General features: G+C 63.7%; 11 protein-coding genes. 3 read left to right on the plus strand and 8 right to left on the minus strand.

All coding sequences use genetic code 11. The annotated features are described in order from the left end of the window. The coding region (locus AC5JJ6_RS21365; RefSeq protein ID WP_496043994.1) for a hypothetical protein at positions 1-238 on the minus strand (238 nt) is incomplete at its 3' end. 662 nt (positions 239-900) lie between these two features. Here AC5JJ6_RS21365 and AC5JJ6_RS21370 point away from each other — a divergent pair. Then, positions 901-2,202, plus strand: coding sequence for a right-handed parallel beta-helix repeat-containing protein (locus tag AC5JJ6_RS21370; protein WP_496043995.1), 1,302 nt, complete (start codon positions 901-903; stop codon positions 2,200-2,202). Between the two features lie 71 nt (positions 2,203-2,273). On the opposite strand, the gene AC5JJ6_RS21375 is transcribed toward AC5JJ6_RS21370, so the two are convergent. Then, positions 2,274-4,472: an amylo-alpha-1,6-glucosidase gene (locus tag AC5JJ6_RS21375; protein ID WP_496043996.1), complete on the minus strand. Its 2,199-nt coding sequence runs from the start codon at positions 4,470-4,472 to the stop codon at positions 2,274-2,276. A gap of 2 nt (positions 4,473-4,474) precedes the next feature. Then, positions 4,475-5,569, minus strand: a complete 1,095-nt coding sequence (locus tag AC5JJ6_RS21380) for a glycosyltransferase family 4 protein (RefSeq protein ID WP_496043997.1) — start codon at positions 5,567-5,569, stop codon at positions 4,475-4,477. A 343-nt stretch (positions 5,570-5,912) separates the two neighbouring features. On the opposite strand from AC5JJ6_RS21380, the gene mepK reads away from it, so the two are divergent. Further along, entirely contained in the window at positions 5,913-6,479 is a 567-nt protein-coding gene (mepK, locus tag AC5JJ6_RS21385) for a peptidoglycan L,D-endopeptidase MepK (protein WP_496043998.1), read from the plus strand. Between the two features lie 67 nt (positions 6,480-6,546). Here mepK and lysM read toward each other — a convergent pair whose 3' ends face one another. Continuing rightward, positions 6,547-7,032: a peptidoglycan-binding protein LysM gene (gene lysM, locus AC5JJ6_RS21390; protein ID WP_496043999.1), complete on the minus strand. Its 486-nt coding sequence runs from the start codon at positions 7,030-7,032 to the stop codon at positions 6,547-6,549. Positions 7,033-7,297: 265 nt separating this feature from the next. Between lysM and AC5JJ6_RS21395 the strand changes: the two genes are divergently transcribed. After that, positions 7,298-8,149, plus strand: coding sequence for a calcium-binding protein (locus tag AC5JJ6_RS21395; protein WP_496044000.1), 852 nt, complete (start codon positions 7,298-7,300; stop codon positions 8,147-8,149). Between the two features lie 4 nt (positions 8,150-8,153). On the opposite strand, the gene AC5JJ6_RS21400 is transcribed toward AC5JJ6_RS21395, so the two are convergent. The 4 genes from AC5JJ6_RS21400 to AC5JJ6_RS21415 all read right to left on the minus strand — a co-directional run. After that, positions 8,154-9,218: an aldose epimerase family protein gene (locus AC5JJ6_RS21400; RefSeq protein WP_496044001.1), complete on the minus strand. Its 1,065-nt coding sequence runs from the start codon at positions 9,216-9,218 to the stop codon at positions 8,154-8,156. Positions 9,219-9,228: 10 nt separating this feature from the next. Continuing rightward, on the minus strand, positions 9,229-10,506 hold the full coding sequence (locus AC5JJ6_RS21405) for a glycerate kinase type-2 family protein (RefSeq protein WP_496044002.1): 1,278 nt from the start codon (positions 10,504-10,506) through the stop codon (positions 9,229-9,231). 57 nt (positions 10,507-10,563) lie between these two features. After that, on the minus strand, positions 10,564-11,304 hold the full coding sequence (locus tag AC5JJ6_RS21410) for a FadR/GntR family transcriptional regulator (RefSeq protein WP_496044003.1): 741 nt from the start codon (positions 11,302-11,304) through the stop codon (positions 10,564-10,566). Positions 11,305-11,315: 11 nt separating this feature from the next. Continuing rightward, a partial coding sequence (locus AC5JJ6_RS21415; RefSeq protein WP_496044004.1) for an NAD-dependent epimerase/dehydratase family protein occupies positions 11,316-11,847 on the minus strand: 532 nt, incomplete at its 5' end.

Below are 11,847 nucleotides of genomic sequence, written 5' to 3' on the forward strand. Positions count from 1 at the left end.
CCGTGATGTCGAAGCCCTTGATGACGATGTTCTCTTCACCGAAGCCATAGACCGTGGCGGTGCCGGCCTTGGCCGGCTTGATCTTGGCAGCACCCGTGCCGTCGGCTGAAATAAGCTGAATGGGAGCCGACGCGGTGCCGCTGTCCTTGAAGACGACGTTCTCGACATAGGTCCCGGCCTTCACCATGATCGCAGTGCCCGGCGTCGCCTTGTCCAGGGCGCTTTGAATGGATTTCAACGGTGAGTTTTCCGACCCGCTGTTGCCGTTATTGCCTGAATTGGAAACCCAGATAACCCGCTTCGGGCTAATATTGGAAAACAGCGTCATCTAACAGTCCCTCTCGATTTCTTAAAGTGACTTCAGCGCCGCGCTTACGGCGTTCCGCTTCAGTCAATTTCCCGGCACAAGATTTACTCAACCGGGCTACTACTTCCGAGAGGATTAGGCCTAATCTTTTAATAGATCGTTACCGCATCTGAGTAAGGTCTAGTTAACTATGCTGACTTGAAATTGAGGGCGAAATAATTCGATTTCAGTTTTATTTCCAGATGCTGAAATAGATCCTTTAATCGTCCGGTATCATGCCTGCGCCGTTGTGATCGGCTGGGTCTTCTATCGTGGTTAATGCCTTTTAATGTCACGGACATCTGAGCCGTGTCTCAAGTTCATAACGATGTATGTCACAACTTCGGACTCGTTTTTGTCGGATTAGCAGCCGGCTTTTTTGCTCCCCCACTTCGATAAATTCGATGTAGTTTCGCGCCAAGCCAATCGGCAATCCAAAAGACTTCATCGAAACGCAAGTATAGAGCTTTAAAATCATCATATTTCATGATGAAAAAGGCTTTGTGCTTAAAATTTGACTGTGCTTCGGCACGACTTCTAGAGTGAGAGCACCTATGGCCGACGGTCAGATCTGGGTTTCCCCCAAAGGAGACAACTCCAACTCCGGCAGCGCCTCGGACCCTTTGAAAACCATTCAAGCCGCTTTGAACAAGGCGACGAGCGGCACCGATGTGATGGTCAAGGCCGGCACATACACTGAAAATCTGCGGATCTACGACAATAACCTTTCGCTGATTTCCGCCGATGGGAACCAGGAAGCCACCATCCGGGCGGCATCCCAGAACGGTTCGACCATCAGCGGCTTCGGCGTCGAAGGCGTCACCATCAAGGGCTTCGAGATCGATGGAGCCAACAACTCCAACGCCGTGCATTTCGGCATGTCAGGCAAGGGATTCAACGACCCGGTCCGGAACCTGACGATCCAGGACAACGTCATCCACAGCTCGGGCGGCGACGGCGTCAAGGTATCGCAGGCCTACAACGTCAAGGTGGTCCACAACAGCATCACGAATTCGGGCGGCGAAGGCATCGATTTCGTTGCGGTCAACGATTCACGGATCGCCGGCAACAACATCAAGGGCGTCGAAGGCACTGCCGGTATCGTCGTCAAGGGCGGGTCGAGCAACGACGACATCGTCAACAACAAGGTTTGGGATGCCGATGTCAACGGCATCAGCGTCGGCGGCTGGACGACCAGCCAGTGGATGTGGCCGAACGCACGCGGCTACGAGGCCAAGGACCTGACGGTCACCGGCAACGAAGTCTGGGACGTCAACAAGTCGGCCATCCTGGTGTCCGGCGCCCGTGACAGCTACATCGCCAAGAACTACCTGCATCCGGACAACGACTACGATGCGGTTATCTGGCTCGACAAGAGCGTCGCCAACCATTCCAGCCCGCTCTATAGCGAGAACATCACGCTGAGCGGCAACATCTTCGAGCGCGACGACTGGCTGCGCGTCAACAGCGGCAACAACGACGGCCTGTCTGTCAGCGGCAACAAGGTCGGCGCCACATACGCAGCCAGCACGGCGGGGGCCTGGTCCTCGAACAAGGCTTCGGGGGCGGTTGCCGCGGCTTCGGGGTCCGCCGCCGAAGAGGAATCGTCCGGCTTGGTGAAGAGCACGGGCGATGAACTGATCGTCTACAGCCATGCCAAGGAAGCGGCTGCCGGCGCTATCGATGTTCAGGCCGATGCATCCGCGTCCGCCCATGCCGCCGAAGCGACGGACTCCGTGGCCTTGACGACATGGCAGGCGCTGGAGGATGCGCCGGCAGCGGTGGATACCATCGCGATCGCCGACCACGGCAACGATGCGCAGGCTCACCACACGACGGACGGCTGGCTGCTCTGACCACCCGCGGACGGAGGGAAGGACCGGCACGGCTGGTTCCGACCGGCCATCCCTTCGGCCCTGGCACGTCTTCAGCTCACCGTGACGACATTGACCGGTCCGCTCCGCCGCAGGACCGTCACGCCGACATCGATGGCGTGACGGCGGAGCAGGACGTCGGCTTCGCAGTTTCCGACCTTGAGTCCGTGCAGTTCCACTTCCTCCAGGAAGGCGGGCAGGACCGGGCGGTCGAAGCGGATCTCGTTCCGCTGCGGGACGAAGCGCAACCCGATCGCCGCCGCCAGCAGGCCGGGCAGGGTGGCGCTGGCCCAGGCCTGGGGTGAGCAGGCGACCGGATAGGACACCGGCGACCGCGAGCGCCGGCGGGGGAAGCCGCAGAACAGTTCGGGCAGGCGGCGCAAATCCGTATCGGCCGCCGCATCGAACAATCCGTGGAATACCCGCGCGGCCTCATCGGCATGGCCGTATCGTGCCAGACCCATGGCGACCATGGCGTTGTCGTGCGGCCAGATCGACCCGTTGTGATAGGACATCGGGTTGTAGCGTGCCTCCGACGTGGCGAGCGTCCGGATGCCCCAGCCGGAAAACGATGCGGCGTCCATCAGCGTCGCGGTCACCCGTGCTGCACGGTCACCAGCCGCGATCCCGCTGAACAGCGCGTGACCGGCGTTGGACGTCCGCACCCGGCACTGCCGCTTGTCGCGGTCCAGCGCCAGCGCATAGGTACCGATCTCCTCGCACCAGAACGCGTCTTCGAACCGGACGCGCAGGGCCTCGGCCTCGGCCTCCAGCGATGTCGCCCGGTCGGCAAGCCCAAGCTGCCGCGCCAGGACGGCGGCGGTGCACTTGGCGGCATAGACGTAGCCCTGGACCTCGACCAGGGCTATCGGCCCTTCCGCCATGGTGCCGTCGGCGTGGAAGACGCTGTCGTGGCTGTCCTTCCAGCCCTGGTTGGCGAGGCCCGTCTGGTTGCGCCGGCCGTATTCGACGAAGCCGTCGCCGTCCCGGTCGCCGTAACGGTCGATCCAGCCCAGCGCCGCTTCGATGTTGGGCCAGATCCGGGTTATCAGGTCCAGATCGCCGGTCCGCTCATGATAGGAGCCCGCCAGCATGACGAAGAGCGGGGTCGAATCGACGCTGCCGTAGTAGCGCCGGAACGGGACTTCGCCCAGCATCGCCATCTCGCCGCCGCGCGTTTCGTGCAGTATCTTGCCGGGTTCGGCATCGGCGGCAGGGTCCTCCTCCTGAGCCTGCATCGCGGCCAGATAGCGCAGTACGCCGGCTGCGACATCGGGCGCGAAGCTGACGAGCAGCATGGCGGTAATGATCCCGTCGCGGCCGAATGCCGTGCTGAACCAGGGTATGCCGGCATAGGGGTAGGCCCCCTCCCGTGTCCTGGTCGTCAGCATCGCAAGGTCCGATCCGGACCGGCGCAGGGTCTCGTTGAAGACGGTATTCGAACTCACGATCCGGGCCACCGGAGCAAACATCGTCCGGTGGTCGCGGAACTTGGCCCGTAAGGCGACGAAGAACCCGGCGCGCGTCCCGTTGCGTTCGGGCTTCACGCCAGCGGCCGAGATGGTGGAAAACAGCGGTATCCACTCCTTCGGTCCCAGGTTCAGGTCGTACGACGCTTCGAACGACGTCAGCCTGGCGGGAGGAGGGTCGAACTGCAAAAGCGTTTCCCGCCGTTTCCCGTCGAGTCCGACATATCCCAGTGCCACGCGGTCCTTGCCGATCTGCGGCGGTTCTATCGTGCCTCGTTTCTGGCGCTTCTGCCCCCGCGCCTCGAACAGGTCGGCGAAGTCGGCGCCGAACCGCAGCGTGAGCGCCGCCTGGACCGGGCGGTCGGAGTAGTTCCGGATCACCAGCCTTTCATAGCTGGCGCCGTTCCACAGGAACTTGGCCCTGGCGAGATGCAGCGTTTCCCGCAGGATGTGCTCGCCGTCGCGGTAAAGATCCGGATTGCACATGTCGCTGGACAGCACCGCCGTCCGGTCCTCGATCGTGGTGCTGAGCAGCAGCGGCCGCTGGCCGTCGACCAGCAGTTCCAGCCGCGAGAGGTAGCGCGTGTCCTGATGATACAGCCCATCGGGCCGTCCTATCGCGTAGAGGATATCGCCGTGGTCGTCGAACACGGCGAAGGTATCGGCATGCTTGATCGTTCGGGTCCGGCGGTCGGTCAGCGAGCCGACCGCCGGAATGTAGAATTCCGATGCGGGGTCGGTGAATGCGGAGTCAGGGTGCGCGTCAGGTCCCGACGTCTTCATGATCAGCTGGCCTTTCCGGCCGCCCCGTTGCTCCAGCCAGACCGATCGACGATGGCAGGTCCGGCGGGCAATCTTCCCTCGGCGGCTTTGCGATAGAGATCGACATAGTCGTGCGCCATGCGCTCGGCTGAAAAACGTTCCATGAACCGGGCGCGGATCCTGCGGCGGTCCAGTTCGCCGATGCGTCCGACGGCGGCCACGGCTTCGTCCTGGCCATCCACGATAAACCCTGTGAGCCCGTGTTCAACCACTTCCTCGACCGATCCGCAGCGATAGGCAATGACCGGCGTGCCGGCTGCCATCGCCTCGATCATCACCATGCCGAAGGGTTCCGGCCAGCCGATCGGGAACAGCAGGGCACGGGCGCCCGCAAGAAACGCGCCTTTGGCGTTATCGCCGACCTCGCCGATAGAATGGATCATCGGATGGTCGAGGAGCGGCCGGATATGGTTCTGGAAATAGTCGATATCCAACTTGTCCACCTTGGCGGCCAACTTCAGGGGCAGTCCCGCCCGCATGGCGATCCGAATCGCCTCGTCCGGCTGCTTTTCGGGAGAGAATCGTCCCAGGAACGCCAAGTAGTCGCCGGGCTCGGCAGACGGCCGGTAAAGAGCAGCCGGAACGCCGTGATAGACCGTTCCGGCCCAGTTGGCGTCGGGCAGCGGTTCCCGCTGGCTGTCGGAAATCGACACGACGGGCATGTCGTCGAATTCATGATAGAAAGCGTAGAGGTCGGGCAGGTCCAGGCGCCCGTGCAGCGTCGTCAAAGTGCGGCCGGCGAGGTGGCGGAACAAAGGAAAATGCAGGCAGTCTATGTGAAAATGCAGGATGTCGAAGTCGTCGGCCATGCGACGCACGCGGTCGAGCATCAGCATGGTGCTGGGTATCGGATCGCGGCATGCCGGATCCAGCCGCGTTGCACGATGGCGACCGGGTACGAGGGTCGCTGTCGTTAACGAATCCGCGCTCGCGAAGAGGCTGACCCGATGGCCTTGGCGGACCAGTTCCTCGGTCAGATAGGAGACGATGCGTTCGGTTCCGCCATAAAGACGCGGGGGCACACTTTCTGCGAGTGGGGCAATCTGCGCAATCTTCATAGGATTTTCTCCCTCTTTCTTAAGGCCTTGAGCCGAAAACGAAAGAGCGGCCTGTGGCCTGCACAGCTTCACCGTGAACGAGTCAACAGCTGAAAAGGCCAGTACATTTCAGCTTTTTTGCATTGCGGGAGAGTGTTGCTCCAATTAATGTTTTATCTGCATTTGCAGTATTCTCGATAGATCGCCTAGGAAAATCGGCAGGTGCTGCACCGTTGTGGAGCATAGCCCGTTCTTGGTCACAAAAATGGTTAAGAAAAAGTTAGTTTTTTGAATTGACCGAGAAACAAAATCCAGTCATGGGCATTCTTCGCATGTCGAAATTAACCATATTGGGGCTGGTTTTATGCATTTTAGCGGTAAAACGGGGGCGGTATCACGGCGGTCGCTGATCGCGGGCGGAATTTCCGCTGCGATCCTCGCATCGATCAAACCGGCGGCGGCCGCTGTTGCACCTCTCAAGGACCGGACGCTTCATCTGTACCATCGCCAGACCGGCGAGTTCTTCAAGGAAACGTACTTCCAGGACGGTTTCTACGTGGTCGATGCCCTGGACCGCGTGAACTGGCTGATGCGCGACTGGCGCACCGACGAGACGAAGACGATCGATCCGGGGTTGCTGGACCTGCTCTTCAATGTCGGAAACAACGTCGACGCGGCCAAGCCGTTCGAGATCCTTTCCGGATACCGAACCCCGGAAACCAACGCGGCGCTACGCCGTCACGGCGTCCGGACGGCCTCGCACAGCTACCACATGGTCGGGCAGGCGGTCGATATCACGCTGCCGGGCGTCAGCCTGCGCAACATGCGGAAGGCGGCCCTGGCGCTGGGGCAGGGCGGTGTCGGCTATTATCCGAACAAGGGCTTCATCCACGTCGACACCGGCGACGTCCGCCAGTGGAACGGCCGCTGATCCGAGACGCGCCGGCATTTACCGGCGCATCCCGTCTGGACCTGAATGTTTCCTTGGCGTTTCCTGATCAGGGAATGCGCAGGACCTGACCCGGATAGATCTTGTCCGGGTGCTCCAGCATGGGGCGATTGGCTTCGAAGATCCCGTTGTAGCGGTTGGCGTCGCCATAGAACTCCTTGGAGATCTTCGACAGCGTATCGCCCGACTTGACCGTATAGAACTTTGCCTGGGCTTGGCCCTGTGCCGGAGCCGACGCCCCGCTTGCCGATGCATCGCCGGTCTGCGTCGAGCCGTCGAGCGCCGCGACCGTCAACTTGTCCTCGACCTTGGCGACGCCATGGACGTTGCCTACCGCAAGCACGATCTTTTCGCGCAGTTCCTGGCTGGGAGCACTGCCCGAAACCGTGACGGTATCTCCCTGCACATCGAGCGCCAGATCCTTGGCGTCCAGACCAAGCTTGGTCACTTCGGCCCGCAGTTCGTCCGGCGTCGGCGCATCGCTGCCGATGCCAAGCTTGCGGCCCGCTTCCTTCACGAAGTCGAAGAGACCCATGATCCGTTCCTTTTCTCAATTTAACCGTAAATGCAGCCTCCGGCGAGGCACAGGAGATGGAACATCGGGCATAGCCCTGCGGTTGCGCCATTTGCCTAAGATAAGTTTTGTAAGTCATAAGGGCGTATGTCCCCCAATCCTTCCAAAGGTTGATTCAACATTATCCTTTTTGGGTACTTAAAAATAACATAGTAACGTATTATTAACCACATCGAGAATGGCGCGGGGGCGCGCCTCGGCAGGCTTCAGTTTCCAGGGGAATGATATGGCGACGTTGCGGGGCGGTTTGGCGGCGGACAAACTTTACGGCACCAAGGGGAACGACGTTCTCTACGGCAACGGCGGCGACGACCATTTGGTAGGCGGCGCCGGGTTCGATCAGCTTTATGGCGGTACCGGCAACGATCGCCTGTCCGGCGGTGAGGGCACCAACGATCTTTACGGGGACAGCGGCAACGATACCCTCGTGATGGAGGAATATGGGCTGGTGTCGGAATCCGCGTCGCTGTTCTCCGGCGGGACCGGCGCCGACACGCTTCATATCGTGGCCGGCAAGACCGAGGTTCGGACCGACCCCTTCTCGGACTCGCTCGATACCGCTCCGGCCCGCATCGCGATCGATCTCGACGACTATGGACTGGGCGGCTTCCTTTATTTTCAGGACAGCAACCGCGCTCCCACGGTGTTCGAGGGCGCCGGCTCCTTTACCGGGATCGAGGCGTTCACGGTGTCGTCCAGCACCCGCCTGGACTTCTATGGCGGCAAGGACAACGCGGCGGTGACGGGCGGCAACTACGCCGACTTGTTCCAGGGAGGCTCCGGCAGCGAAACCTTCAAGGGCGGTGGCGGGGCGGATGTCTTCTACATGCCGTGGAACGACCCTGCGACGAAGCTGGGCAACGACAGGATCGTCGGCTTCAACGCCGCCGAGGGCGACCGGATCATGAAGGCCTATTTCACCGGCGCCCACGGCATCGACCTGAAGACGACGGCGGTCGAGAAGAACGGCCATACCATCTTCACCAGCAGGACCGCCGACGGAACCGTGATCCACACGCTTGACGTGGACGCCGTCGGCCTGCCGCCGGGGACCTTCGCCGACCATATCTGGGCGTAAGCGATCAAACCGGTTTCGGGAACCGGTAGATCGTGGTCGAGCGGAAGACCTCGCCGGGGTTCAGCCGGGTCGAGGGGAATTCCGGCCGATTGGGAGAGTCGGGGAAGTGCTGGGTTTCCAGGCACAGCGCGTCACCCTGCCGGTAGGTCCCGCCGCCCGTTCCGACCAGCGTGCCGTCCAGGTAGTTGCCGGTGTAGACCTGCACGCCCGGCTCCGTCGTCAGCACCTCCATGATGCGGCCCGACGCCGGATCGACCACCCGCGCCGCCAGCACGGGCTCGTCTCCGCCGTGGCGGTCGATCACGAAGTTGTGGTCGTAGCCGCGCGTCGTGACGAGCTGGGGGTGACTGTCCCGAAGCCTCTCGCCGATCCGGGTTGGTGTGGTGAAGTCGAACGGGGTCCCCGCGACCGGCGCGATCTCGCCGGTCGGGATCGAGGTCCGATCGACCGGCGTGTAGCGCGACGCGTTCAGCATCAGTTCGTGCCCCTCGATGCTGCCCGATCCTTCGCCCGCCAGATTGAAGAAGCTGTGGTTGGTCAGGTTGACCACCGTCGACCGGTCGGTCTCGGCCCGGTAGTCGATCCGCAAGCCGTTATCCGCAGTCAGCGAGTACGTCACCGTCACGTCGAGCGTGCCGGGATAGCCTTCCTCGCCGTCGGGGCTGCGGTAGGTCAGGACCAGCCGGCCGCCGCCGGTGGAGTCCACCCGCCAGAGCCGCTGGTTGAAGCCGCCCGGCCCGCCGTGCAGCGCGTTCGGCCCGTTGTTGGCTGCAAGCCTGACTTCCGTGCCGTCCAGCTCGAACCTCCCGCCCGCGATCCGGTTGGCGTAGCGCCCGATGATGGCGCCGAAGTAGCGGCCGGGGGCCGCGTAGTCCTCCAGCCGGGGCAGGCCGAGGACGACGTTGGCGAGGTTTCCGTCGCGGTCCGGCGTCCGCAGGGCGGTGACGATGCCGCCGAACGGGATGATCTCGACCTCGATCCCGCCGTCTCCGGTCAGGCGGTAGCGGTCCACGGCTGTGCCGTCGGGCAGGGTGCCGAACGGCTGCTTGTCGATGCTGCTGGCGGGCATGGTCGCGGCCTTATCCCTTCGCCGGGGCTTCGATCAGGATCGCCCGGAAGTCGTTGACGTTGGTCAGCGTCGGTCCTGTGACGACCTGATCGCCCAGCGCCTCGAAGAAGCTGTGGCCGTCGTTGTCGGCAAGGCTTTCCTTGGCGCTGATGCCCTTGGCGGCGGCCCGCGCGATGGTGTCCGGGGTGATGATCGCGCCCGCGACCTCCTCGGCGCCGTCGATGCCGTCGGTGTCTCCCGCGATGCCCCAGATGCCGGGACGGCCGTTGAGCGCCACGGCGGTCGCCAGCAGGAACTCGACGTTGCGTCCGCCCCGGCCTTTGCCGCGTATGGTGACCGTCGTCTCGCCGCCCGACAGCAGCACGCAGGGGGCGGGCAGCGGGTGGCCGTGGGTCGCGGCGGAGGCCGCGATGCCGGCCATGATCTTGCCGACCTCGTAGGCCTCGCCCTCCAGGCTGTCGCCCAGCAGGAGCGGGGTCACGCCGGCCTTGCGCGCGACCTCGGCGGCGGCTTCCAGCGAGAACTGCGGTGTGGCGATCATCACGTTGGTCACGTCGGCCAGACGGGGATCGCCGGGCTTGGGCGACTCTTCCTCCGCACGCTCCAGGTGCTGCTGGACGGCTGGCGAAGGGGTGATGCCGTAGCGCTTCAGGACGGCGCGGGCGTCCTCGAACGTCGAGGGATCGGGGACGGTCGGGCCGGAGGCGATGACGGAGGGATCGTCGTTCGGCACGTCGGAGATCAGCAGGCTGACGACCTTCGCCGGATGCGCCGCCGCCGCAAGCCGTCCGCCCTTGATCGCGGACAGGTGCTTCCGCACCGCGTTCATCTGGCCGATATCTGCGCCCGAGGCCAGCAGCGCCTTGTTGACCGCCTGCTTGTCCTCCAGCGTCAAGCCGGGCGCCGGCAGCGCCAGCAGGGCGGAACCGCCGCCGGAGATCAGGCACAGCACCAGATCGTCCGGCCCGGCGCTCTCGGCCAATTCCAGGATTCGCTGGGCCGCCGCGTGGCCTGCGGCATCCGGGACGGGATGGGAGGCCTCCACGATCTCGATATGGCGGCAGGGCACGGCATGGCCGTAGCGGGTGATGACCAGCCCTTCGATCGGGCCGGGCCAATGGTCCTCGACCGCTTTCGCCATCGCGGCGGACGCCTTGCCGGCGCCGAGGACGATGGTGCGGCCCTTGGGCGGCGGCGGCAGGTGCTTGGGCACGACCTTGTCGGGCAGCGCCGCATCGACGGCCGCATCGAACATCGCCCTAAGTAGGTCACGCTGCTGTGTCGCCATGATGAACTTTCCTTTCCCTTTGAAGATACGCCCGTTCGGGCTTGTTGGGCATCACGGTCAATCCGTGCCGGTCGCCGGTTCACGCGCTGATACGGGTGCCGGCCAGTCCTCCGCCATCAGGATCGTTTCGACCTCCGCCAGATGGGCGTGCATGGCGTCCCTGGCGCCGGCGGCGTCGCCGCGTTCCAGCGCGTCGAAGATCCTGACATGGCCGGCCAGAGCCGCCCGCTGGTTCTCCGGCAGGCCGGTACGCCGGCTCAGGCCTTCGAAGATCGGCTCGAACGTGCTGTCCCAGAGCTGTTCCACGACGGCGGCCAGCACCGTGTTGCCGGTCGCGGCCGCGATGCGGGTGTGGAACAGCCGGTCGGCGGCCTGGACGCCGTGCCCGGCAGCGATGCCGGTTCGCATCAGGTCGAGCGTCTCTGCGACTCCTGCCAGCAAGCCGGCATGCATGCAGCCGGCAGCGGTGAACGTCACTTCCGGTTCGATCAGGCGGCGGGCTGCTATCAATTCGAATGGACTGGGGCCGATGTCGGGTGGCGCGAACGGCATGACGCCGCTGGAGGGAGCCTTCCGGACATAGGCGCCGGAGCCCGTCCGGACATCGACCAGACCGGCGATCTCCAGCGCTATCATGGCCTCGCGCACGGTCGGGCGGCTGACGCCGAGCTGGCGGGCGAGGTCGCGTTCCGGCGGAAGGCGGTCTCCCGGCAGGAACTCGCCCTGCCGGATCAGCTCGCCGAGCTGGCCGGCGACCTGCTGGTAGAGCCGCTGGGACGCGACGGTCTGGATCGGCACGGCATGCCGCCTCAGCCGCCGGCGCCATCGGGCGTCAGCGGCCCCGGACGGCTGTCCTGCGGCGTGTAGTCCATGGTGACGAAGCTGCCGCCGTGGTGGCGCTGTGCTATCGGATCGAGCGGGTTGGGCTGCTTGAGGATCTCGGCGGCGAAGTCCTCCGCGTTCTGCGTGGGTTCGTAGCCCAGCCGCTCGGCGCCGCTGTTGTCCCAATAGCTCCGCGTATTGGCGGAGACGCCCCACACCGTCAGGTAGCCGACCGAGGGAACGGTGATCGCCTGCATGATCATGTGCAGGAAGTCGTCGTGTCCCAGCCATGTGCTGAGGTGGCGGAATTCCATCGGACGCTTCTGGTAGGAGCCGATCCGGACGCTGATGCCCTCGATCCCGTGCTTGTCCCAGTACATCCGGGCCATCGCCTCGCCCCAGACCTTGCTGAGGCCGTAGAAGCCGTCGGGCCGGAAGTCGCAGTCGAGCCCCAGCGTCTCGTCCACCGTATGCATGCCGATGGCATGGTTGGAACTGGCGAACAGGATGCGCTTAACG

The organism is Skermanella sp., assembly GCF_059503625.1.

Bases quoted from the DNA above. Each gene is read 5' to 3' on its own strand.
- AC5JJ6_RS21370 (WP_496043995.1), top strand. From the start codon at position 901: ATGGCCGACGGTCAGATCTGGGTTTCCCCCAAAGGAGACAACTCCAAC.
- AC5JJ6_RS21375 (WP_496043996.1), bottom strand. From the start codon at position 4,472: ATGAAGACGTCGGGACCTGACGCGCACCCTGACTCCGCATTCACCGAC.
- AC5JJ6_RS21380 (WP_496043997.1), bottom strand. From the start codon at position 5,569: ATGAAGATTGCGCAGATTGCCCCACTCGCAGAAAGTGTGCCCCCGCGT.
- mepK (WP_496043998.1), top strand. From the start codon at position 5,913: ATGCATTTTAGCGGTAAAACGGGGGCGGTATCACGGCGGTCGCTGATC.
- lysM (WP_496043999.1), bottom strand. From the start codon at position 7,032: ATGGGTCTCTTCGACTTCGTGAAGGAAGCGGGCCGCAAGCTTGGCATC.
- AC5JJ6_RS21395 (WP_496044000.1), top strand. From the start codon at position 7,298: ATGGCGACGTTGCGGGGCGGTTTGGCGGCGGACAAACTTTACGGCACC.
- AC5JJ6_RS21400 (WP_496044001.1), bottom strand. From the start codon at position 9,218: ATGCCCGCCAGCAGCATCGACAAGCAGCCGTTCGGCACCCTGCCCGAC.
- AC5JJ6_RS21405 (WP_496044002.1), bottom strand. From the start codon at position 10,506: ATGGCGACACAGCAGCGTGACCTACTTAGGGCGATGTTCGATGCGGCC.